This window comes from Streptomyces niveiscabiei, assembly GCF_033794345.1.
Lineage (GTDB): Bacteria > Actinomycetota > Actinomycetes > Streptomycetales > Streptomycetaceae > Streptomyces > Streptomyces niveiscabiei.
The window spans coordinates 66,516-88,917 of the sequence record NZ_JARAYJ010000018.1; the positions used below are offsets into that span (position 1 = coordinate 66,516).

General features: G+C 72.6%; 19 protein-coding genes. 6 read left to right on the top strand and 13 right to left on the bottom strand.

The annotated features are described in order from the left end of the window. Positions 1–100: 100 nt before the first annotated feature. On the bottom strand, positions 101–1,018 hold the full coding sequence (locus PV682_RS24255) for a LysR family transcriptional regulator (RefSeq protein ID WP_319733248.1): 918 nt from the start codon (positions 1,016–1,018) through the stop codon (positions 101–103). Between the two features lie 104 nt (positions 1,019–1,122). On the opposite strand from PV682_RS24255, the gene PV682_RS24260 reads away from it, so the two are divergent. Beyond that, positions 1,123–2,709, top strand: coding sequence for an MFS transporter (locus tag PV682_RS24260; protein ID WP_319733250.1), 1,587 nt, complete (start codon positions 1,123–1,125; stop codon positions 2,707–2,709). Here PV682_RS24260 and PV682_RS24265 read toward each other — a convergent pair. From PV682_RS24265 to PV682_RS24290, 6 genes are all read right to left on the bottom strand, one after another. Further along, complete coding sequence (locus tag PV682_RS24265) at positions 2,609–3,748, bottom strand: DUF5954 family protein (RefSeq protein ID WP_319733252.1); 1,140 nt, start codon at positions 3,746–3,748, stop codon at positions 2,609–2,611. The two genes, PV682_RS24260 and PV682_RS24265, sit on opposite strands and share 101 nt — an antisense overlap. Positions 3,749–3,796: 48 nt before the next feature. Further along, the gene (locus PV682_RS24270) at positions 3,797–4,918 is read right to left on the bottom strand and encodes a DUF5954 family protein (protein ID WP_319733254.1); all 1,122 of its coding nucleotides are present in this window, start codon (positions 4,916–4,918) and stop codon (positions 3,797–3,799) included. A 113-nt stretch (positions 4,919–5,031) separates the two neighbouring features. After that, the gene (locus tag PV682_RS24275) at positions 5,032–6,021 is read right to left on the bottom strand and encodes a malate dehydrogenase (RefSeq protein WP_319733255.1); all 990 of its coding nucleotides are present in this window, start codon (positions 6,019–6,021) and stop codon (positions 5,032–5,034) included. 520 nt (positions 6,022–6,541) lie between these two features. Further along, positions 6,542–7,555, bottom strand: coding sequence for a helix-turn-helix domain-containing protein (locus tag PV682_RS24280; protein WP_319733256.1), 1,014 nt, complete (start codon positions 7,553–7,555; stop codon positions 6,542–6,544). Positions 7,556–7,658: 103 nt separating this feature from the next. Further along, positions 7,659–8,072 (bottom strand): DUF3017 domain-containing protein, encoded by a 414-nt coding sequence (locus PV682_RS24285; protein ID WP_109364760.1) that lies wholly within the window; start codon positions 8,070–8,072, stop codon positions 7,659–7,661. 229 nt (positions 8,073–8,301) lie between these two features. Then, positions 8,302–9,159, bottom strand: coding sequence for a bifunctional methylenetetrahydrofolate dehydrogenase/methenyltetrahydrofolate cyclohydrolase (locus PV682_RS24290; RefSeq protein WP_319733259.1), 858 nt, complete (start codon positions 9,157–9,159; stop codon positions 8,302–8,304). Between the two features lie 227 nt (positions 9,160–9,386). Between PV682_RS24290 and PV682_RS24295 the strand changes: the two genes are divergently transcribed. The 3 genes from PV682_RS24295 (at position 9,387) to PV682_RS24305 (ending at position 12,448) form a co-directional block, all read left to right on the top strand. Then, positions 9,387–10,112: an RDD family protein gene (locus PV682_RS24295; protein WP_319733261.1), complete on the top strand. Its 726-nt coding sequence runs from the start codon at positions 9,387–9,389 to the stop codon at positions 10,110–10,112. A 195-nt stretch (positions 10,113–10,307) separates the two neighbouring features. Next, on the top strand, positions 10,308–11,039 hold the full coding sequence (locus PV682_RS24300; RefSeq protein WP_319733263.1) for an FHA domain-containing protein: 732 nt from the start codon (positions 10,308–10,310) through the stop codon (positions 11,037–11,039). After that, positions 11,036–12,448 (top strand): protein kinase domain-containing protein, encoded by a 1,413-nt coding sequence (locus PV682_RS24305; RefSeq protein WP_319733265.1) that lies wholly within the window; start codon positions 11,036–11,038, stop codon positions 12,446–12,448. The genes PV682_RS24300 and PV682_RS24305 overlap by 4 nt, the downstream gene beginning before the upstream one ends. 29 nt (positions 12,449–12,477) lie before the next feature. On the opposite strand, the gene PV682_RS24310 is transcribed toward PV682_RS24305, so the two are convergent. The 3 genes from PV682_RS24310 to purN form a co-directional block, all read right to left on the bottom strand. Further along, positions 12,478–12,927: a peptidoglycan-binding domain-containing protein gene (locus tag PV682_RS24310; RefSeq protein WP_319733268.1), complete on the bottom strand. Its 450-nt coding sequence runs from the start codon at positions 12,925–12,927 to the stop codon at positions 12,478–12,480. Between the two features lie 121 nt (positions 12,928–13,048). Continuing rightward, positions 13,049–14,611, bottom strand: a complete 1,563-nt coding sequence (gene purH, locus PV682_RS24315; protein WP_407705735.1) for a bifunctional phosphoribosylaminoimidazolecarboxamide formyltransferase/IMP cyclohydrolase — start codon at positions 14,609–14,611, stop codon at positions 13,049–13,051. 11 nt (positions 14,612–14,622) lie between these two features. Next, on the bottom strand, positions 14,623–15,255 hold the full coding sequence (gene purN / locus PV682_RS24320; protein WP_055725292.1) for a phosphoribosylglycinamide formyltransferase: 633 nt from the start codon (positions 15,253–15,255) through the stop codon (positions 14,623–14,625). 346 nt (positions 15,256–15,601) lie between these two features. On the opposite strand from purN, the gene PV682_RS24325 reads away from it, so the two are divergent. Further along, positions 15,602–16,579 (top strand): hypothetical protein, encoded by a 978-nt coding sequence (locus PV682_RS24325; protein ID WP_407705730.1) that lies wholly within the window; start codon positions 15,602–15,604, stop codon positions 16,577–16,579. Positions 16,580–16,706: 127 nt separating this feature from the next. Here PV682_RS24325 and PV682_RS24330 read toward each other — a convergent pair whose 3' ends face one another. Further along, entirely contained in the window at positions 16,707–18,752 is a 2,046-nt protein-coding gene (locus tag PV682_RS24330) for a cell division protein PerM (RefSeq protein WP_319733272.1), read from the bottom strand. A gap of 96 nt (positions 18,753–18,848) precedes the next feature. On the opposite strand from PV682_RS24330, the gene PV682_RS24335 reads away from it, so the two are divergent. After that, positions 18,849–19,958, top strand: coding sequence for a helix-turn-helix domain-containing protein (locus PV682_RS24335; protein ID WP_319733274.1), 1,110 nt, complete (start codon positions 18,849–18,851; stop codon positions 19,956–19,958). Positions 19,959–20,035: 77 nt separating this feature from the next. Here the strand turns inward: PV682_RS24335 and sucD are convergent, their stop codons facing one another. Further along, on the bottom strand, positions 20,036–20,920 hold the full coding sequence (sucD, locus tag PV682_RS24340; RefSeq protein WP_055724966.1) for a succinate--CoA ligase subunit alpha: 885 nt from the start codon (positions 20,918–20,920) through the stop codon (positions 20,036–20,038). Between the two features lie 28 nt (positions 20,921–20,948). Further along, positions 20,949–22,127, bottom strand: coding sequence for an ADP-forming succinate--CoA ligase subunit beta (gene sucC / locus PV682_RS24345; RefSeq protein WP_319733277.1), 1,179 nt, complete (start codon positions 22,125–22,127; stop codon positions 20,949–20,951). Positions 22,128–22,402: the final 275 nt, after the last annotated feature.

The window sequence follows — 22,402 nt, forward strand, 5'->3', positions numbered from 1 at the left end:
TGCGGATCGGGTTCAGCCGCTCTCGCCTCCACCCCGATCCGCGGGTCCGGCCTTCCCGAGGGTGCCTTCCGGACGTACCTGAATCGTCCGGGAGGCACCCTCACATCCGGTGGGGCAGCGCGTCGCGCAGCCGTTCGCGCACCAGCCCCCGCAGCCACGCGTGCGCGGGGTCGGCGTCGTAGCGGGGATGCCAGGCCATCCCGAGCCTCAACGGCGGGAGCGGCAGCGGCACTTCGAAGTGGGCGAGCCCCAACGTCCGCGCCAGCGGCAGCCCCCAGCCCGTGTTGAGGCCGACGAGGTCGGTGTCGCGCAGGACGAAGAGGGACGCGGGCAGCGAGCCGACGCTGGCGACGACCCGGCGGTGCAGGCCGAGTTCGGCGAGGGCGGCGTCGACGGGCCCGTGCAGCTTGCCGCGCCGGGACACGGTCAGGTGATCCGCCTCGACGGCGAACCGTTCCGGCGTCAACTCCCCCTCCAGCAGGGGGTGTCCGGCCCGTACGACCCCCACCATCCGGTCCTCGGCGAGGAGTTCGGTGCGCACCTCGGGCGAGGTGCTGTCGACGACGCCCACTTCGAGGTCGGCGGTGCCCTCGCGCAGGAACGGCGCGTCGAGGTGGCTCTCGCTGAGGAACCGCAGCCGGATGCCGGGCGCCTCGGTGGCGGCGCGGGCGAGGAGGGCGGGGCCGTGCGAGGCCGCTATGGCGTCGTGGCCGAGGATCGAGAAGGTCCGCACGACGGTACGGAGGTCGGTGCCGGCCGGGGTGAACACCGCGCGGGCCCGCTCGACGACCGCGCTCACCTCGGCGCGTACGGCGAGCGCGCGCGGCGTGGGGACCATCCGCCGGCCCGCCCTGACCAGCACCGGGTCGCCGAGCGCCGTACGGATGCGGCCGAGGGTGCGGCTCATCGCGGGCTCGGAGAGGTGCAGGCGGCGGGCGGCGCCCTGGACGCTGCACTCCTCCAGCAGGACGTCCAGGGCGACGAGCAGGTTGAGGTCCACGGATTGCGTCACACGCATTCGTCCCTTGCGAAGGTTGCACTGGAAAGCAGGCCAGGGTCGAGCCTACGGTGAAAGGGCCCGCCGACCGGGAATCCCACACCGTCCAGCTCCCTGGAGGAGCCGTGCCCTCGCCTGCCCTGAAACGCCCGACCCTCCTCGCGCTGTGCGCCTGCGTGCTCGTCGCGCAGAGCATGGTCGCGGCGATCAACCTGCTCATCCCGCAGCTCGCGGCGTCCGGTCTGCGGCCCTCCCACGCCGAGATCCTGTGGACCGTCGACGCGTACGTCATCGCCTTCGCCGGGCTGCTGATCCCGGCGGGGGCCCTGGGGGACCGGTACGGGCGCAAGGGTGCCCTGCTCGCCGGGCTCGCGCTGTTCGCGGTCGGCGCCGGGGTCAGCGCGTCGGCCCCGGCGCCCGCGCTGCTCATCGCCGGGCGGGGCGTCTCCGGCGCCGGCGCCGCGCTCATCACGCCGGCGACGATGTCCCTCGTCGTCCACCTCGCGGGGCCCGCGCGCAGGGCGCAGGCGATGGCGTCGTGGACGCTGGCGATCGGGCTCGGCGGGATGGCGGGGAACCTCGGGGGCGGGCTGGTGGGGCAGTTCCTCACGTGGCGCTGGCTGTTCGGGGCGATGGTCCCGCTCGCCGGGCTCCTGGCGGTCGCCGTCGCGGTGACCGTCCCGCGCACACCCCGCTCGCCGCGCAACTCCCTTGACCCCGTGGGGACTTCGCTGCTCACCGCCGGGTTGGTGGCGGTGCTGTTCGGGATCATCGAGAGTCCCGGGCACGGGTGGACGTCGGGGGTGATCCTGACGGCGTTCGGGGTGGGCGCCGGGCTGATCGGGGGGTTCGCGTGGAGGTCGGTGAGGGCGGCGCGCCGGGGTGAACTCATGGATCAGGAAACGGACTTGGCCCCGCACCCCTCGCACGGAGCCCCCCTCTTCGACCCCCGCCTCTTCCGCTCGCCCCGACTCCGGGCCACCGTCCTCGGGTTGGCCACCGGGTTCTTCGGCCTCTTCGCCCTCTTCTTCGTCAACTCGCAGTACCTGCAAGACGTCAAGGGGTACGGGCCCGGTGTCACCGGCGTCGCGATCCTCCCCGTGATCGTCGGCATGGCGCTGGTCCCGAAGTTCGCGGCACGCTGGTCCGCGCACCCGCGTCCGGTGGTCGGCGCGGGCCTCGCGCTGATCGGCCTCGGCCTGCTGGGCGCGTCGACGGCGGACGCGGGAACGCCGTATCCCCTGTACGCCTGCTGGCTGTTGACGATCTCGGCGGGTACGGGCCTGGCGATGCCGGCGCTGACGCTGGGCGTCGCGACGTCCCTCCCCCCGCACCGGGCCGGCCTGGGCTCCGGGCTCGGCACTTCAGCCCGCGAGATCGGCGCGGCCCTCGGAGTGGCCGTCTCCGGCACCCTGCTGGCCCACCACCCCGACCTGGCGTCGGGGATGGGCTCGGCCCTGCGGGTCGTCGGCGTCACGGTGCTGGTGTCGACGGCCTTGGTGGTGACGGAGTTCAGGGGCGAGCGCGAGGCCGGGACCCCGGTATCCGCACCGGCGGACGCCCCTCAAGCCGCACCCGGCGCCGAAGTCCCCCCTCGACGCCAGGGCACCGCTACCTGTCCAGATCCCGCATCCCCCTGGCCTTCCGCCAGGCCCGCTTCCGCTCCTTCTCCGCCTCCCACAACTTCCGGTACTCCTCCATGCTCGCGCTGACCTCCGGATCGACCGGCGTGTCGTCCTCCTCCTCGTTCCACAGCCCCGCGTCCTTGAGCCGCTTGACCTGGACGTCGGACGGTTCCTCGGGGTCGTAGTCGGAGCGGCGCGGCGGCTCGGGGCCGTCGGGGCCCATCCGGACGAGGCGTTCCACGCGGGTGACGCGGTAGCGGACGCCGTCCACGACGAGCGCGTTGGCGCGGGTCTCGTCGAGCCGGTCGGCGTGCGCCGCCCACTCCGCCTTCGTCTCCTCGTCGAGGCCGAGCTCCCACGGGCCGTGCAGGCGGAGGTACGTGGCGAGGGCGTCGCGGGCGCCCTGCGCCGTCGCGTACGAGGTGGCGATGTTGAAGGCGCCCCACTGGCCGTCGCGGCGCTCGGAGACCGTGAACACGGGGGGCATGAGGACGCCGCCGGGGTACTCGCGGCGGGCCCTGCGGGAATCCTCGTACCCCTCCTCGGTCGTGTGGTCGCGGGCGTTCACGTAGTCGACGAGTTCCATCTTCAGGATGCCTTCGGAGAGGCCGGTCCAGGCGAAGACGTCGACGATGTGGCCCTGGTCCTTCGCGCGGGGGACGTCGCCGCCGCCGACCTCGCCCGTGTCGCGGTCCGAAGGACGGGGCGGCTCGGGGCCGTTGGGGCCCATCCGCAGGAAGCGGCTGACCCGGACGATGCGGTAGCGGCGCCCCTGGACGGTGAGGTCGTTCACGACCTCCCGGTCCATCCGCTTCGCCGCCACCATCCACTTGCGGCGGTTCTTCTCGTCGCCGGCGTCCTGGGCCTCCTTCGCCTGCATGCGGAAGTAGCTGCCGAGGGAGTCGCGAGCGGCCTGGGGGGTGATGTTGCCGAACCCGAGCACCTCCCACCCCCCTTGCTCGCACTCCCCCATGTGGAAGAACTCCGGCAGTCCCAACCCCATCACCTGCGGGTACCGGTCCCGTGCCCGCCACGCCTCCTGGTCCGCGAACTGCGCGAGGGGGCTCTCCGGGACGGTCATCCGGAACGTGAGGTAGGCCGGATGGTTGTCCTGGTAATCGGTCATGCACGTACCGTGCCCGGTCGAGGGGGTGGGCAGACATCTCAATCGTTCCTAGTTCGGGTCCCGCAGCCCCCGGGCCTTCCTCCACTCGCGCCGCCTCTCCTCCTCCTGCTCCATGAGGGCCTGGTACTTGAGGGTGCGTTCGTCGAGTTCGATGGGCTTGTGCTCGTCGTCCTCCCACAGGCCCGCGTCCTTGAGCTGCTGGACGTGGACGGTGATGGGGGGCTCGGAGTCGTGGTCGGAGGGGCGGGGGCCCTCGGGGCCGTCGGGGCCCATGCGGATGATGCGGTCGACCCGGGTGACCCGGTGCCGGAGGCCGTCGACGACCAGGACGTTCTTGCGGGTCTCGTCGAGGCGGTCCGCGAGCGCCGCCCACTCCGCCTTCCTCGCGTCGTCGAGGTCCCTGCTCCAGGGGCCGGTGACGCGGAGCCAGTGGGCCAGGGAGTCGCGGGCGCCCTGGGGGGTCGCGTGCGTCCCGCCGAGGTTCGTCGGGGCCCAACTGCCGTCGCGCTCCCGCCGGGAGATCACGAAGACCGGCGTGAGCAGGACCCCGCCGGGATGGCCGTGCTGCGCCGCGACGGCGTCGTCCCGCACCTCCTGCGGCACGTCGCCGACCGGCCCGGCGAGGCTGAGCAGCTCCAGCTTGAGGAGTCCGTCGGACAGGCTCGTCGGGGTGTAGGGGTCGATGACGAACCCCTCGTCCCGGTGGTCGAGGCGGTACGCCGCACCGACGTCGGCGGTGTCGAGGTCGGAAGGCCGGGGCGGCTCGGGACCGTTGGGCCCCAGCCGGACGAACTGCCCCGCGCGGGCGATCCGGAACCGCTCCCCCCGTACCCGGATCTCGTCGACGACCTCGCGGTCGATCCGCTCCGCCGCGGCCGTCCACTTGCGGCGTACGGCCTCGTCCTCGGCCTCGCTCGCGCTCATACGGAAGTGGTGGCCGAGGCCGTCCCGCGCGCCCTGCGGCTCACCGCACCCGGGGCCGAGGATCTCCCAGCCGCCCGTCTCGCGCTCGCGGGTGGGGAAGAACTGCGGCACCCCGAGGCCGACGACCATCGGGTACCGCTCCATCGCCTCCGCCGCCTCCTGCTCCGCGAACGCGGCGATCGGGCCCGCCTGCCGGGCGACCCGGACGGTCAGGTAGGACGGCGCGCTGTCCCGGAAATCACGCATGGCTCCACCGTGCCCGAAAGAGCCGTACCGCAGCCCCGGTTCGCCCAAAACGCCGGCCCCTGGGCGACGGTTCGGTCACCCAGGGGCCGGGAATCGGTCGTAACCGATCAGACTCAGATCAGGCCGAGCGCGCGGACCGCCTCGCGCTCCTCCTCCAGCTCCTTCACGGACGCGTCGATGCGCGCGCGGGAGAACTCGTTGATCTCCAGGCCCTGGACGATCTCGTACACGCCGTCCTTCGTGGTGACCGGGAAGGAGGAGATGAGGCCCTCGGGGACGCCGTAGGAGCCGTCCGACGGGATGCCCATGGAGACCCAGTCGCCGTCGGCGGTGCCGTTGACCCAGGTGTGGATGTGGTCGATCGCGGCGTTCGCGGCGGACGCGGCGGAGGAGGCGCCACGGGCGTCGATGATGGCCGCGCCGCGCTTGGCGACGGTCGGGATGAAATCGTCCGCGAGCCACTGCTCGTCGTTGACGACCTCGGCCGCGTTCTTGCCCGCGACGGTCGCGTGGAAGATGTCCGGGTACTGCGTCGCCGAGTGGTTGCCCCAGATGGTGAGGCGCTTGATGTCGGCGACCGTCGTGCCGGTCTTCTTCGCCAGCTGCGTCAGCGCGCGGTTGTGGTCCAGGCGGGTCATCGCCGTGAAGCGCTCCGCCGGTACGTCCGGGGCGGCGGCCTGCGCGATGAGCGCGTTCGTGTTCGCCGGGTTGCCGACGACCAGGACCTTGACGTCGTCCGCCGCGTTGTCGTTGATCGCCTTGCCCTGCGGCTTGAAGATGCCGCCGTTCGCGGAGAGGAGGTCACCGCGCTCCATGCCGGCCGTGCGGGGGCGGGCGCCGACGAGGAGGGCGACGTTCGTGCCGTCGAAGGCCACGTTCGGGTCGTCCGTGATGTCGATGCCCTGGAGCAGGGGGAACGCGCAGTCGTCCAGCTCCATGGCGGTGCCCTCGGCGGCCTTCAGCGCCGGGGTGATCTCCAGGAGGCGGAGCTTGACCGGCACGTCCGCGCCGAGCAGCTGGCCGGAGGCGATGCGGAAGAGCAGGGCGTAACCGATCTGGCCGGCCGCGCCGGTGACGGTGACGTTCACGGGAGTGCGGGTCATGGCGTTCTCCGTATGACAGCTGGCGGTGGGGCGTCCCTGCCCCGGATGATCGATCTCTTGGCATCAAGAGAATCCAGCGGTCAGGCTATCGCGCATCCGCGATGTGGGACGCGCGGGGTTGTGTGGCTCAGCCCACAGATCTTGATGTGCGCGGGGTGGGTGGGGTGGGCAGGGGGGTGGGCGAGGGGTGGCGTGCGCGAAAGGGCGGCCGTCGGTCCGGGAGAGGAGTGACCGACGACCGCCAGGACGGGCGCTGCGGCCGGGCGAGCCGAACTCCCGTGGGGTTGTAGTGCGCGTGCCCCGGAGTCGGGGGGACAAACACGGGGTGCCGGAAATTTCGGGGGCGGGTTTGGGGGACGGGATCCGAGGGGGCGGGTCTGTGGAGGGGGCGGGTTTGTGGGGAGCGGATTTGCGGAGGGGGCGGGATCTGAGGGGACGGGACTGTGTGGGGGGCGTGTTCCGAGGGGACGGGACTGTGCTCGGCGGAGTGCGGGTGCGTTGCGCCTTGTCCCGTGACCCCCTACCCCGTACACCCCCGCCTCCCCGACGCCAGCTCCGCGCACGCCCTCGCCTCTCCCGGCGTCCGGACCGCGACCATCGGCGTGTACGCGCTCGTGTCACCCGCGACCGTGATCTCGCCCCTCTGCCGGACCTTCCCCACGGCCACCTGTACGACGTCCCCCGGCCCCGCCCGCACGATCCGCCCCCACGCCGCCCCGCACGTCCTGCTGTACCGCACCTCGACCCGCGCCCCGGCGACCCGCGCGCTCGTGGTCGTCGTCACGAGGTCGTCGGCGCAGCCCATCGCTTCCGCGTCCTTGCCGGTGCAGGTGGGGCCGCTGCACTTGACGCCGGGCGGGAGGGCGGGGCGGGAACTCGTGGACGGGGAGGGGGAGTCGGCGGCGGCGACGGGGGTGTCGCCGGGTCCGCTGTCCGTCAGGAGGAACGCGGCACCGGCGAGGGCAACGACGCCGAGCGCGCCCGCGACGAAGGTGAGCAGGCGGGGGATGGACTTGACGCCGGTTTCGGAACGGACGGCCGTGGCGACGGAACTCCCGTACTCCACCGCCTCCTTGCCACGCCCCTCCCCCGAACCCCCGGCCCCCACCGCCTCATTGCCCCCGTTCTCCCCCGAACCCCCCACCCTCGACGGCCCTTTGTACCCCGCCAGCCCCCACGAGTTGCCCTCGGTCGGCCCGCCCACCTCCCTCGTCGGCAACGCCGTCGGCGGGACCCGGAGTGGTGTGGTCACGGGGTCGTGGGAGCCGGGGCTCCAGGACTGTTCCGCGAGTTCCCAGAGCGTCGTGAGGTGGACCGGCGAGGTCCCCGTGGCCTCGGCGAAGGCGTCGACCGCCCGGCGCGGAGCCAGGAGGCGGCCGTCCAGGAAGCGTTCCCATGACGTACGGCTGTAGCCCGTCCGCTCCGCCAGCGCCGTCGCGCTCAGCCCGCTGCGGTCGACCGAGCGCCGCATGTGGACGACGAACTCGGCCATCCGCGGGTCGAGTTCGTCCGGCAGAGGCTTCCAGCGAGCCATCGTGTCCCCCCAGTGACAGTCCGTCCCGTTCAGAGACGTTAGTCCGGTTCAGCGCCGGAATCGACAGGCACCGGGAGGGAATTGTCGACGTGTCGACGGGGCCTCAGGTCTTGACCGTGAAGTGCAGGGTGTCCTTGAGGAAGGGGATCTGGAGCAGGGGGTTCGGCTGGGCCATCAGCGCGAGCAGCACGATCGCGAGCCCCAGCACCCCGTACGTCACGATGTCGGTGAACCGCGACCGCACGGCCAGCATCCCCACGCCGGGCAGCAGCCACCGCATGACGGCCCCGCCCAGCAACGCCACCCCGATGAGGATCGTCCCCACCCGGAACTGGTCCAGCGCGGTGATCAGCAGCCCGAGCGCCACCGTCCCGAACACCGCCAGCATCGGCCACTGCCGCGCCGGCACGGACGACGCCCCGGCGACCGCCCGCCCACTCCCCTCGGGCCGCGCCGTGTCCCGCGTGATCCGCGGAAACCTCCTGCTGCCACGCCGGTTGACTGCCTCTTCGGCCACGGGCTCCTCACCTCGGTCGTTCGTACGCTGCTGTCCGGTACCACGCGGACGGGATGCCTCACCGTTAGGGAGGTCGGCGGCGGGGGGTTCGGTTGCGGAGGGCTCCGTCACGAGCGGCTCGGTCGCGGCGGGTTCGGTCGCGAGCGGCTCGGCGGCATGGGATTCGACGGTACGCGGCTCCCCCGCACGGGACCTCGCCGCGGCCTCCCCCTCCGTACCGCCCTCCCCCTTATCGCCCGGCACCGCGCTCCGCCGCCTCGACCACGTTGACCAGCAGATGCGCGCGGGTCATCGGGCCCACTCCGCCGGGGTTGGGGGAGATCCACGCGGCGACCTCGCGGACGTCGGGATGGACGTCCCCGACGATCTTGCCGTCGGCCCCCCGCGACACCCCCACGTCCAGCACGGCCGCCCCCGGCTTCACGTCCTGCGCGCGGACCAGGTGCGCGGAGCCCGCCGCCGCGATGACGATGTCCGCCCGGCGCAGGTGCGCGGCGAGATCCCGCGTACCCGTGTGGCACTGCGTCACCGTCGCGTTCTCGCTGCGCCGGGTCAGCAGCAGCGGCATCGGGCGGCCGATGGTGACGCCGCGTCCGACGACGACCACCTCCGCGCCGTCGATCGCGACGCCGTGGCGGCGCAGGAGGGTGAGGATGCCGTTCGGCGTGCAGGGCAGGGGCGCCGGTTCGCCGAGGACGAGGCGGCCGAGGTTGGTGGGGTGCAGGCCGTCCGCGTCCTTGTTGGGGTCCATGAGGCCGAGGATGCGGTTCTCGTCGATGCCGGCGGGGAGCGGGAGCTGCACGATGTAGCCGGTGCAGGCCGGGTCCTCGTTCAGCTCGTGGACGACCTTCTCGATCTCGTCCTGCGTGGCCGTCGCGGGGAGTTCGCGCTGGAGGGAGGCGATGCCGACCTCCGCGCAGTCCCGGTGCTTGCCGGCGACGTACTTGCGGCTGCCGGGGTCGTCGCCGACGAGGACGGTGCCGAGGCCGGGCGTGACGCCCCTGTCTCTCAGCGCCGCCACGCGCGTGGTCAGCTCCGACTTGATCTCGGCCGCGGTGGCCCGGCCATCGAGAATCTGGGCGGTCATGCGGCCATCCTCGCGGATGACCGGCCCCCGCTTCCAATCCGGTCACTCCTGTCACCGATGTTGCACTTGCACAACACCCGGCGAATCGGGCTGGACAAGAACTCGCCCGACAATCAACGATGAAAACCGCACATCAGCGGTCAGGTCGGGGGAAGAACCGCTCACGAATCGACATTCCTCCGTCTTGCCCGCGCCGTCCCCGCGCAGTCCAACGGAGGAATCCAGCCATGAGTTTCGGCGCGCCGCCGCCCGGCAACCCCTACGGCCAGCAGCCCCAGCAGCCGCAGCCCGGCGGCTACGGCCAGCCGCAGCAGCCCGGGTACGGCCAGCCCCCGCAGGGCTACGGCTACCCCCAGGACCAGCAGCAGTACGGGCAGCCGCAGTACGGGCAACAGCCGCCGGGTTACCCGAGCTACCCGCAGGGCCCCGGAGGCTACCCCGGCTACGACACGGGCGCCCCGCAGGTCGCGTCGATGGGACGGCGTCTCGGTGCGCGCCTCATCGACGGCGCCGTCATCTTCGTCGTCTACCTGGCGTTCCTGATCGCCGGTGTCGCGGGCAGCATCAGCTCCGTCAACAAGTGCGACGCGAACGCCTCCTCGGCGGTGTACGAGGCGTGCGTGAACGACGCCGCCAGCGATCTCGGGGGCAAGATCACCGCGATAGTCCTCCTGCTGACCGTCGTCAGCTTCGTGTACGAGTGGCTGATGGTCGGCCTCAAGGGCGCCACCCTCGGCAAGCTCGCCGTGGGGCTGCGGGTCGTGAGCGTCGAGACCGGCCAGAAGCCCGGCATGGGGTCCTCGTTCATCCGCTGGGTCATCCCGCTGGTCGGCAGCTTCGCCTGCGGCATCGGGCAGCTCCTCGTCTACCTGTCCCCGTTCTGGGACAAGTCGGGCCGCCAGCAGGGCTGGCACGACAAGGCGTCCAAGACGATGGTCATCCACAACCGCTGACGCGACCGCCGGGTACGGCCCCTCAGGCGTGCACAACCGGACCCGTTCCGGGCGTGCACGCCTGAGTGCTGTTCGCGCCCGCGGATCCGCCGGTATCGGGCAAAGCGTGGCGGACACCTTGAACCTCCCTTTACCCTCACCCCATCGGACCGGGGGCCGTGCCCCCTGTCTTGCCCGGAGAAGGGGGACGACTCCATGCACAGCCTCATCGTCGTACCACCGTCGTGTGCGAGCGCGAACGGCCAGCTCAGACTCGGTGCCGGGGACCGGCTGCCGTTCGGGAGGGCGGACGGCGGGCTCGTCATCGCGCACGAGGGGGTGCCCCGGGTCGCCGGGGAGATCGTTCCCGACCGGACGTTCTGGCTGCTCAGCAACCACAGCGAGGACCAGACGTACGTCGTCGAGAACCCCGAGGGCGCCGGTGAGCACGTCAAGGTCGCGCCGGGCAGGCTGGAGGCCCCCGTTCCCTTCGAGTTCTCCCGCGTGGTGCTGCCCGCGGCGGGGGACCTCCTCGCCTTCGACGTCTGGGCCCCGCGCCACGTCTTCCACAGCGTGTCCCGGCGGGGGCTGGGCGGGGCGGTGACGACCCCGGCGTTCTCCCTGGACCGTACGAAGCGCTACTTCGCCGTCCTCACCGCCCTGTGCGAACCCCGGCTGCGCGGCGACTTCTACGCCCCCCTGCCCGCCGTGGAGGACCTGGTGGACCGCCTCCGCGACACCTGGCCCGGCGTCACCCGCTCCGCCGTCTACTGGAACATCGACTACCTCGCGGTGAAGCTCCGGCTGCGCGAGGACACCGCCGAACCCGGCGGCCGACGCCTCAACGGCAAGAAGGAAACCCTCGTCTCCCTCGCCCTGCGCTTCGACCTGGTCCAGGAGGACGACCTCGTCCTCCTCTCCGCCCCAGCCCTCCGGGAGGCCCGGTGAGCGTCACCGTACCGAAGGGGTACCGGGTCGGAGCCTGGGAGGTACGCGAGGAACTCGCCTCGGGGGCGTTCGCGACGGTGTACGCGGGGCGGCGGGCGGCGGATACGGCGGTGCCGGGCGGGCGTTTCGACGGCGCGGACCGTGCGGGAGGCCCGGGCGGCGCGGCGGGCGCGGGAGGCGCGGGCGGCATCGGTGGCGCTGACGGCACCGATGGCTCAAGCGCCCGTGCCCTCCCCCGTGACGTCGCCCTGAAGTTCCTCCCCACCGGCACCCGTACCCCCCGCCAACTCCGCCACCTGCGCGAACTCGCCGACCGCGAGGTCGAGTTGCTGTCCCGGCTGCGGACGCCCCGGCTGATCCGGCTGTACGACGTCGTCATGGTGGAGGACCCCGACCTGCCTGAACTGGACGGCGCCACCGTCCTCGTGCTCGAACGCGCCGAGGGCTCCCTCGACACGCTCCCCCTGCGGGACACCCGGACCCTGGCCCAGATCTGCGAGGGCCTGCACCAGCTGCACCACGCGGGCTGGGTCCACGGCGACCTGAAACCGGCCAACGTCCTGCTGATGAAGGACGGTTCGGTACGCCTCGCGGACTTCAGCACGGCGGCGGAACTGGAGGGCACCCACGCCTACGCGCCCCTCTTCACCACCCCCGACTACACCCCGCCCGAGCTGCTCTGGCCAGAGGTCAGCGAACGCGGCACCCGCATCCGCCCCACCGCCGACATCTGGGCCTTCGGCATCCTCGCCCACGTCCTCCTCACCGGCACCCACCCCCTCCCGGGCGCCACCCCCCAGGCCCGCACGGACGCCGCCCTCCGCTACACCCGCGGCACACAGGACCTACGCCTCAGCGCCGAACTCCCCCCAGAGTGGCGGGAGATTATCCAGTCCTGCCTGACCCCGGACCACACCTCCCGCCTCACCGCGAAGGAACTGCTGCGCCGGGTGGAGTCGGCGACGGAATCCACCCGTTCACCCCGGCTGCCGCGCCTGCGCCCCCTGCGGTGGCGGCGGCCCGCCCTCGCCGCCGCGCTCGCCGTGGCCCTGCTGGGGGCCGGTTCCGCGACGTACGCGGCCCTGCGCGACCGGGAACCTGTCGCCACAGCCCCGCCGACCTGCGAGAAACCCGCGCTGTACTCCGACGCGAAGCACGGCAGCGGCTACACCGCCGGCTGGAACGGCACCTGGGACTTCACCATCAAGCGCGGCGACGGCGGCAGCCAGGTCCGCGAGCTCCAGTGCCTGCTGCGGAACCTGCACGGGATCCCCGAAGTCGGCGAGGTGGACGGGGACTTCGGTCCGCTGACCCACGGCGCGGTCGTCACCTTCCAGAAGCGCGCGGGGCTGGACGCGGACGGGGTGGTGGGGCCGCGCACGTGGGCCGCGCTGCGGAAGGGGTCCTGATCCGCCGGCCCTACTCGCCGGCGCCCGCCCTACGCGTGCGCGTCGGCGAACCGGGCGAACGCCGCGCGGGTCAGCGGGCCGGCGTACCCGTCGATCGGGCCGGTGTAACCCGACGTCTCCTTCAGCTGGGTCTGCAAGGCCCTGATCGTGCCGTCGCCGACGATTCCGTCGATCGGGCCCTCGTAGCCCCAGTTCTGGAGGCAGCGCTGGTACGCCTTCCAGCTCTTGGGGCCGAGCAGACCGTCGATGGCGTCGTCGTACTCCCAGAACTCGGCCAGCCAGCGCTGGACGTTTCTGGCCTGCGCACGGGTCAGGCCGAGGTTGACGACGGCGTGCGTGGAGGCCGACTCGGCCACCGCCGCCCGCTCCTGCGCGGCCGGTGCCGCGAAGCTCGGGGCCGCCGTCGCGAGCCCTCCGGCGGTGAGACCGACCACTGCTGCCGCGCTGACCAGCGCTTTCGACAGAACGAGGCGACGCATTCCGGGTTCCTTCCCTCGGACTCGGTGTGACGCCTGCCAGTCTCCGGGCTGGGGCGGGTCCTGGGTACCTGACAGGTATCAGGGACCCACCCGCAGCCTCGGACCGGCGTTCCCGTGCGGCTCAGTGGAAGAAGTGCCGCGTCCCCGTGAAGTACATCGTCACGCCCGCCTTCTGCGCCGCCTCGACGACGAGTTCGTCGCGGACCGAACCGCCGGGCTGGACGACCGCCTTGACGCCGGCCGCGGTGAGGATCTCCAGGCCGTCGGGGAAGGGGAAGAACGCGTCGGACGCGGCGTACGAACCCCGCGCCCGCTCGGCCCCGGCCCGCTCGACGGCCAGCTTCGCCGAGTCGACCCGGTTGACCTGCCCCATGCCGACCCCGACGGACGCCCCGTCCTTCGCCAGCAGGATCGCGTTGGACTTGACCGCCCGGCACGCCTTCCACGCGAACGCCAGCTCGGCCAGCTCCTCGGCGGAGAGGGCCTCACCCGTCGCCAGCGTCCAGTTCGCCGGATCGTCGCCGTCGGCCTGGAGCCGGTCGGCGACCTGGAGCAGCGCCCCGCCCCCGATGGGCTTCAGCTCGACCGGCGCGGACGGCCCCTGCGGAGCCTTCAGCACCCGGATGTTCTTCTTCTTGGCGAGCGCTTCGAGCGCGCCCTCCTCGTAGTCCGGCGCCACGATGACCTCCGTGAAGATCTCCGCGACCTGCTCGGCCATCTCCTTGGACACCGGCCGGTTCACGGCGATGACCCCACCGAACGCCGACAGCGGGTCACACGCGTGCGCCTTGCGGTGCGCCTCCGCGACGTCCGAACCCACCGCGATCCCACACGGGTTCGCGTGCTTGATGATCGCGACGGCCGGCTCGTCGTGGTCGTACGCGGCCCGGTGCGCGGCGTCCGTGTCCGTGTAGTTGTTGTACGACATCTCCTTGCCGTGCAACTGCTCGGCGACCGCGAGCCCGGTCCCGCTGCCGTCGACGTACAGCGCGGCCGGCTGGTGCGGGTTCTCCCCGTAGCGCAGCGTGTTCTCGCGGGCCCAGGTCGCCCCCAGGAAGTCGGGGAACTGCGACTCGTCGGCGGGGGCGTAGTCGGACGCGAACCATGACGCGACGGCCACGTCGTACGCGGCGGTGTGCTGGAACGCCTCCGCCGCGAGCCGCTTGCGCGTGGCCAGGTCGAACCCGCCGTCCGTGACGGCCTTGAGGACGTCCGCGTACCGCGCCGGGCTCGTCACCACGGCCACCGACGGGTGGTTCTTCGCGGCGGCGCGCACCATGGACGGCCCGCCGATGTCGATCTGCTCCACGCACTCGTCCGCGCTCGCCCCGGACGCCACCGTCTCCCGGAACGGGTACAGGTTGACGACCACCAGGTCGAACGGCTCGACCCCGAGCTCGGCGAGCTGCTCGCGGTGGCTCTCCAGCCGCAGGTCCGCGAGGATCCCGGCGTGCACCTTGGGGTGGAGGGTCTTGACCCGCCCGTCGAGGCACTCGGGGAACCCGGTCAGCTCCTCGACCTTCGTGACGGGGACGCCGGCGCCTGCGATGCGCGCGGCGGTGGAGCCGGTGGAGACGAGCTGGACGCCGGCCGCGTGCAGGCCCTGGGCCAGCTCCTCCAGGCCGGTCTTGTCGTACACGCTGACGAGCGCGCGGCGGATCGGACGCTGGTTCGCAGCGGTCACGTTCTCGGCGGTCACGGGATAACTACCTTTCGTCCCTCAATGCGGTGGCCGTTGCGGGCGATCCGCCCCACGACCTCGACGAGCAGCCTTCGCTCGACTTCCTTGATGCGCTCGTGCAACGTGCTCTCGTCGTCCTCGTCCCGGACCTCGACCACGCCCTGGGCGATGATCGGGCCGGTGTCGACGCCGTCGTCGACGAAGTGGACGGTGCAGCCGGTGACCTTCGCCCCGTACGCGAGCGCGTCCCGCACTCCGTGGGCGCCGGGGAAACTCGGCAGCAGCGCGGGGTGCGTGTTCACGAACCGGCCGCCGAACAGGGCCAGGAACTCCTTGCCGACGATCTTCATGAACCCCGCCGAGACCACCAGGTCCGGTTCGTACGCGGCGACGGCCCCGGCGAGCGCGGCGTCCCACCCGTCCCGCGTCTCGTGGTCCTTCACGCTGACGACGAACGTCGGGATCCCCGCGCGCTCGGCCCTGGCGAGGCCCTCGATCCCGGCGCGGTCCGCGCCGACCGCCACGACCTCGGCGCCGTACTCCCGCGCTCCGGTTCCGGCGATGTGGTCCAGCAGGGCCTGGAGGTTCGTACCGGAGCCGGAGACCAGGACGACCAGGCGTTTGGGGGCGGGGGCCGGGTCGGCCACGTTCGGGGACCTTTCTCACGGTCGGTCTTTGTGCGGTCGTACGAATGCTTCGCGCCCCCGGATACGGGGAAGTCTACGAAGCGGCCGACCGTCAGCAACGATACCGGCACACCCGGCGGCCCCCACGGGACGGGGGCGGGGCCGGGAGGTAGCGTCTGCGGGGAGCGGACTCGGGAACGCGGCGGTGGTGTGGCACGTTTCCGGAGTGACAGCTCATTTCAGACCGATCGGCACAGGGGAGGTGGGGGCGGCCCCCCTCCTCGCCGGCCGGCCCGAACAGGGAGTCCACCGGACCGCCCTGCCCGTCCGACTGACCTCCGACTCACCTAGGGAAGACGCTCACTTGATGCCGGACCGCAGTCTGCGACCCTCCACCCACTCCCCCCTCCTGCGCGAGGGCCACCTCCCCTCCGACACGGGCCGGGTCCCCCAGGGCACCGACGAGAGCCGGGCTCCCCAGGCCCCCGGGCCGCAGACCCCGGGGCCGGGTGAGGGGCCTGACGGCCAAGGGGCTCGGGGTTCGGAGGGCCAGGGGGCTGAGGCTCAGGCACTCTCTGGAGTTGACAAGGATCAGGGTTCGGAGGGGCGGGGTCCCTCCGGAGCCGAGGGGGGTCAGGAGGGCCGGGGCGTTCAGGAGGGGCGTGAGGGGCAGGGCGGTCGGGACGGGCGGGGTGGGAATCCCTTCGCTCCGCCGCCCGAGGGTGCTCCGGACCAGCCCTGGCGGCCCCGGGAGCCCTCGCGGGGCGAAGGCGGCGACGGCGAGGGGGGTTCGCCGTGGGGCCGGTGGAGCGACCGTCAGCCGGGGCGGTCGCAGGGCGGGTTCGGGGATCGGCCCGGTGCGGGGCCCGAGGGACAGGGGGGCAACCAGGCTCCCGGTCCTCGGTGGGACCCGACCGATCCGGCTCAGCGCCGCGCGCGGTACTCCTTGCTCGGCGGTATGTGGGCTTTCTTCTTCGTCCTGTTCGGCTGGGCCTATGTCGCCCTCCTTCTCGGTGCGCTCTCCCTCTACTGGGCGATCAGTGCTCTCAGAGCCCGCCCCCGCCAGAACGGCTCCGACAGCCCCGCCGCGAACGGCCCCGCCAACCCGGCCGCCCCCGGCAACTCCCTCGGCTCCTCCGGCGGTCGGCCCCAGACGACCGCCGCGATCACCGGGCTCGTCACCGCGTCCCTGGCCCTCGCTCTCGTCGGCGCCGGCTTCGCCGCTCAGCTCGTCTACCGGGACTACTACACCTGCCGGGCCGACGCCCTCACCAACGAGGCCCAACAGTCCTGCGACGACCTCCTTCCCAAGCAGCTACGGGAATTGCTGGGTACTACCGACTGAGGGTCGTGGGCCTCACCTCCTCCTTGTCCGGCCGCTCCGCCCGGCCCCTCTACCCCCTCATCGTTCCGACCCCGCCGACCGGTTCACATCTCCGCGAAAAAATTTTCCGCCCGCCGCATCCGGTCCCTCACCGCTCCCTTTTCTCCCCCGGCGCTTCCGTCTCCGGCCCCGCCTCCGCCTCCTCCCACGGCCTCGAAGCCTCCCGCAACGCCGCCCACCGAGCCTCACGAGCCGAGTCGTCGTGCCAGGCGGGATCGGGGGGCGTCGCGAGGAAGTCGTACGGCTCGAAGAGGGTGCCGGAGGCGCCGGCGTCGTGCGAGGTGTCTTCGAGAAGGGACGCGTAGACGGGATCGTCGGCGCGGGGAACGGCGGCCTCGGACAGGCCGGGCGCCTTCTTCGCCGTACGGAACAGCCCGGCCGGCGACGGGAACCACGTACGACGCCGCCGCGCCCCCTCCCCTTCGTACCCGTCCTCGGACGCTCCCGGCTCGCTGCCGCTCTCCGACGCCTCGGGCTCCGGCGTGCGCCCCCGCTGCCACCACCGTCGGCCGCTCCCCTCCCGACCGGCCGCCTCCGCCCCCTTCTCCTGGCGGCTCTCCGGCACCCCCGCTTCCCAAGCCGCCCCGTCGACCAGCAGCTCCCACTCCCGCCCGTTCTCCGGACCTTCCGCGTTCCGTCCGCTCTCCCCGCCGTCCGACGCCTTCCGAACCCCCCACCACCGCACGGTTCCAGCGCCCCGTTCCCGGCAGGACCACCCCCGTACCCCGAGGGCCACGGGCACCCCGATCCCCACCCCCCAGACGAGGGCGGCGCCCCCGACCTGCCACCACACGGGCCCGAACCGGGACAGCGCGCCCACCCCGAGCGAGCCCCCGGCGACCCCTGCCGCGACGGCCATGACCACGGCGAGCACGACGGCCGCCGCGACGGCGCCCCCGGCGGTCCGCCCCCAGGACCACGCGGCGCCCGCGCGCGCGAGGAAGCACCCGACGGTCAGCGCGCCCGCGAGGGCGACGCCGGCGGCGGCCCAGGTCGACGGTCCGCCGCTGCCCGCGTCGGGGACAGCGGCGAGGAGCGGGAAGGGCGGCAGAAGGGCGGCGGGGTCGGAGCCGAGGGGCGTGACGGGGTGCCCGGCGCCGAGGGCGAAGCCGGGGCCGAGGGCGTAGGAGGCGCCCCAGACGGCCGCGTTGGGGACGAGGGCGACGCACAGGAGCAGGACGGCGAACCGCCCGGACCAGCCCTCCGTCAGGTGGAGGAACGACCCGCGCGCGGCGCCCCCGTGCAGGACGGTGGAGACGGCGACCAGCAGCGCACCGCCGCCGAGGAGTACTCCGGCACCGGCGAGCCCGGCGCGGAGGGCGACGCCGCACCACTCCCGGACGTCCCGCTCCGCACCGTCGGACTGTTCGGCGCCCGGCGCCGAGGCCCCCGGCTCCCCGCCGCCGAACCTCCGGAACAGCCCGGCGGAACCGGCGCCGTTCCCCGGCGGAAACCCCCCGAAACCCGACCGCCCGGAACCCGAACCCCCAGAACCCGACCGCCCGGAACCGAACCACCCCGAGCCGATCGCCCCTGAGCCGAACCACCCCGAGCCGACCACCCCCGCACCGACCGAACCCGGCCCGACCGCCCCCGCGCCGAACCCCCCGGACCCGCTCCAGGCCCCCGCCGCAGCCGCGACGGCGACGACCACCGGCACGCACACTCCGGTCCACCCCCAGGAGGGCCGCAGCGCACCCCCGGCCGCGTACCAGGCGGCTCCCGCCGCGACGAGGAGGTACCCGGCGACGACGCCCGCCCACCCCGCGCCGCCCCCGTCCGCGTCGCGCGCGGCGCGCCGTACGAGCCACACCGGCAGCAGGACGAGCAGCAGCGGCGTCACCCCCATGGGCGCGGGCACACCCGAAAGTGTGTCGACGCGGACGAGTTCCGCGCCGTGCGCGAGGAGCCACAGGGAGGCGGCGACGTGGAGCGCGCCGCCGGGCCCGCTGTCGGGGTACGGGGAGCTGATCCACAGGACCATGACGAGCACCGCGACCGACCCGAGCCCGAGACCTGCGGCGAGCACGCCGCCGAGGAGGCCGGCGGCGAGTGCGGGCGAGCGTTCGCGCACGCGCGCGGGGAGGGACGACAGCGGCGGGCGGCGGGCGGTCATCGGGTTCACGCCCGTCATGCTCCCAACGACACGCGCTTTCCCGGCGTAACAGGCGAACGTTCGCCGTGTCACCCAAAATACTTTTATGTACTTTTTCGTACGAAGGGGTGCCCGGTGACCCAGAGCCCAGCCGCTCCCCTCCCCCCTCCCAAGGAACGCCGACGCCTGCGCGAGGCCCACGCGCTGACGCAGGCTCAGGTCGCCTCGACGGTCGGCGTCACCCGAGAGACGGTGCGCGCCTGGGAGGCCGGGCGTACGACACCGCGCGGCACCAAACGGGAGGCGTACGCGAGGCTCCTGGCCTCGCTGGAAAAAGAAGTGACGGAATTTCAGGGAGTGACGCAACCTCAACCGGCGGTAGCCGCGTCTCTCCAGGCAGAACGGCCCGAGCAGGACCCGAGCGCCCAGGACGCCCCCGAGCGCTCGCCCCTCACCCCGGCCCAGGCCTTCGACGCCCTGTACGCCTTCTGCGCCCCCGCCCTCGTCCGCCAGGCCTACCTCCTCACCGGCCGCCGCGAGCTGGCCCGCGAATCGGTGGAGCGCGCGTTCCAGTCGGCGTGGCAGCGCTGGCCCGAGGTCGCGACGGACCGCGACCCCGCGGGCTGGATCCGCGCCACGGCGTACGAGTACGCGCTCTCCCCCTGGCACCGGCTGCGCCCCCGCTACCGCCACCCCGAACCCCCGCCCGCCTCCGCCCCCGACCGCGCCCTGCTCGACGTACTCCTGAGGCTCCCCCCGTCCTACCGGCGCACGCTCGTCCTGTACGACGGTGTCGGCCTCGACCTGCCGGAGACGGCGGCGGAGACGGAGGCGAGCACCCCGGCGGCGGCGGGCCGCGTCCTGTACGCGCGCGAGGCCCTCGCCACCCGCCTGCCCGAGCTCGCCGACCCGGCCACCCTCCACCGGCGCCTGGCGGAGGCCGCCTCGGCGGAGCGCCTGCGGGCGCCGAGGCCGAGGACGGTACGGCTGGCGGGCGAGCGCCGGGCGAGTTTCTGGACGCGCGCGGCCATCGCGTTCACGGTGGCGATCATCGGCGCGACGGCCCTGACTCTGAACACGGCGCCCACGCACTACGAACCGCCGGTCCCGCCGGGGGCGACGGTCAGCGGGGTCCCGCCGAGGCAGGCGCCGGGCGCGCTGTCGGACGCGGAGCTGTCGCTGCGGGCGAAGCTGCGCAAGGAGACGAGCCACGGCCCGGAAAGGCTCGTACCGGACGTCCGATGACGCCGCGGGTGCGCCGAGTACGCCGATGGGCCCGCCCCCGTGCGGGGAGCGGGCCCATCGGAAGGAACCGGTCGGCGTCAGCCGGCCAGGATCTCCCGGGCCAGCTTGGCCGTCTCGGTCGGCGTCTTGCCGACCTTGACGCCCGCGGCCTCAAGGGCCTCCTTCTTCGCCTGGGCGGTGCCGGACGAGCCGGAGACGATGGCGCCGGCGTGGCCCATGGTCTTGCCCTCGGGCGCGGTGAAGCCCGCGACGTAGCCGACGACCGGCTTCGTCACGTTCTCCTTGATGTACGCGGCGGCCCGCTCCTCGGCGTCGCCACCGATCTCACCGATCATGACGATGAGGTCGGTGTCGGGGTCGGCCTGGAACGCGGCGAGCGCGTCGATGTGCGTGGTGCCGATGATCGGGTCGCCACCGATGCCGACGGCGGTCGAGAAGCCGATGTCACGCAGCTCGTACATCATCTGGTACGTCAGCGTGCCGGACTTCGAGACCAGCCCGATGCGGCCCGGCTTGGTGATGTCGCCGGGGATGATGCCGACGTTCGACTGACCGGGCGTGATGATGCCGGGGCAGTTCGGGCCGATGATCCGGGTCTTGTTGCCCTTCTTGCCGGCGTACGCCCAGAACGACGCGGAGTCGTGCACGGCGATGCCCTCGGTGATCACGACGGCCAGCTCGATCTCGGCGTCGATGGCCTCGACGACGGCGTCCTTCGTGAACTTCTCCGGCACGAAGATGACGGTGACGTTGGCGCCCGTCTTCTCGATCGCCTCGGCGACCGTGCCGAACACGGGTACCTCGGTGCCGTCGAAGTCGACGGTCGTACCGGCCTTGCGCGGGTTCACGCCGCCCACGACGTTGGTGCCGTCCGCCAGCATCAGCTTGGTGTGCTTCTGCCCGGTGGCGCCGGTCATGCCCTGGACGATGACCTTGCTGTCCTTGTTGAGCCAGATAGCCATGGTGTGTCGGTGTCCTCGTCCTGAGTGCTTACTTGGCGGCGGCCAGCTCGGCGGCCTTGTCGGCCGCGCCGTCCATGGTGTCGACGCGCTGCACCAGCGGGTGGGCGGCGTCGGTGAGGATCTTGCGGCCCAGCTCGGCGTTGTTGCCGTCGAGGCGGACGACGAGCGGCTTGGAGACGTTCTCGCCGCGGTCCTCAAGGAGCTTCAGGGCCTGGACGATGCCGTTGGCGACCTCGTCACAGGCGGTGATGCCACCGAAGACGTTCACGAACACGGACTTGACGTCCGGGTCGCCCAGGATGATCTCCAGGCCGTTGGCCATGACCTGGGCGGAGGCGCCGCCGCCGATGTCCAGGAAGTTGGCGGGCTTGACGCCGCCATGGTTCTCGCCGGCGTAGGCGACGACGTCGAGGGTGCTCATGACGAGACCCGCGCCGTTGCCGATGATGCCGACCTCGCCCTCCAGCTTGACGTAGTTGAGGCCCTTCTCCTTCGCCGCGGCCTCGAGCGGGTTCGCCGCGGCCTTGTCGTGGAGCTCCTCGAAGTCGGGGTGGCGGAACTCGGCGTTGTCGTCCAGGGAGACCTTGCCGTCCAGCGCGATGACGTCACCGGAGGCGACCTTCGCCAGCGGGTTCACCTCGACGAGGAGGGCGTCCTCCTTGATGAAGGTGTCCCACAGCTTGACGAGGACGTCGGCGACCTTGTCCGCGACCTCGGCCGGGAACTTCGCGGCCTCGACGATCTCGCGGGCCTTCTCGGGGGTCACGCCCTCGATGGCGTCGATCGGCGTCTTGGCGACGGCCTCGGGACGCGTCTCGGCGACCTCCTCGATCTCCATGCCGCCCTCGACGGACGCGATGGAGAGGAAGGTGCGGTTCGCGCGGTCGAGGAGGAAGGAGACGTAGTACTCCTCCACGATCTCCGGCGCGGTCTCCGCGATCATCACCTTGTGGACCGTGTGGCCCTTGATGTCCATGCCGAGGATGTTGGTCGCGTGCTCGACCGCCTCGTCGGCCGTGGCCGCCAGCTTCACGCCGCCGGCCTTGCCGCGGCCACCGACCTTCACCTGGGCCTTGACGACGGACTTGCCACCGAGCCGCTCGGTGGCTGCGCGGGCCGCCTCAGGCGTGTCGATGACTTCACCGGCCAGCACCGGTACATCGTGCTTGGCGAAGAGGTCCCTCGCCTGGTACTCGAACAGGTCCACGCGCTTCCGTCCCTATCAGTGATCTCGCGGTTCGTTGGATGCGTGGGCGTGCCGCGAAGGGCAACGTGACGACCGCATGTGTCACAAGCAGGGCGCACACGGTGTCCGAGCGCGCGGCATGTCCGTCTCGCAGGTTATCCCTGCCATGCGACCCCCTCTAAATCGCGGGTCACACCCAGGCGGTGATACCTGTCACATGATGCCGCCCGACGGCCCCCTCCCTGGCACCGCGTGCCGTCTCCGCAGGTCCCGCAGGCGGGCGCGGAGGGGCGAGG

Coding starts and splice junctions, on each gene's coding strand:
- PV682_RS24255 (WP_319733248.1), bottom strand. CDS start 1,018: ATGCGTGTGACGCAATCCGTGGACCTCAACCTGCTCGTCGCCCTGGAC.
- PV682_RS24265 (WP_319733252.1), bottom strand. CDS start 3,748: ATGACCGATTACCAGGACAACCATCCGGCCTACCTCACGTTCCGGATG.
- PV682_RS24270 (WP_319733254.1), bottom strand. CDS start 4,918: ATGCGTGATTTCCGGGACAGCGCGCCGTCCTACCTGACCGTCCGGGTC.
- PV682_RS24275 (WP_319733255.1), bottom strand. CDS start 6,021: ATGACCCGCACTCCCGTGAACGTCACCGTCACCGGCGCGGCCGGCCAG.
- PV682_RS24280 (WP_319733256.1), bottom strand. CDS start 7,555: ATGGCTCGCTGGAAGCCTCTGCCGGACGAACTCGACCCGCGGATGGCC.
- PV682_RS24290 (WP_319733259.1), bottom strand. CDS start 9,159: ATGACCGCCCAGATTCTCGATGGCCGGGCCACCGCGGCCGAGATCAAG.
- PV682_RS24295 (WP_319733261.1), top strand. CDS start 9,387: ATGAGTTTCGGCGCGCCGCCGCCCGGCAACCCCTACGGCCAGCAGCCC.
- PV682_RS24300 (WP_319733263.1), top strand. CDS start 10,308: ATGCACAGCCTCATCGTCGTACCACCGTCGTGTGCGAGCGCGAACGGC.
- PV682_RS24310 (WP_319733268.1), bottom strand. CDS start 12,927: ATGCGTCGCCTCGTTCTGTCGAAAGCGCTGGTCAGCGCGGCAGCAGTG.
- PV682_RS24325 (WP_407705730.1), top strand. CDS start 15,602: ATGCCGGACCGCAGTCTGCGACCCTCCACCCACTCCCCCCTCCTGCGC.
- PV682_RS24330 (WP_319733272.1), bottom strand. CDS start 18,752: ATGACGGGCGTGAACCCGATGACCGCCCGCCGCCCGCCGCTGTCGTCC.
- sucD (WP_055724966.1), bottom strand. CDS start 20,920: ATGGCTATCTGGCTCAACAAGGACAGCAAGGTCATCGTCCAGGGCATG.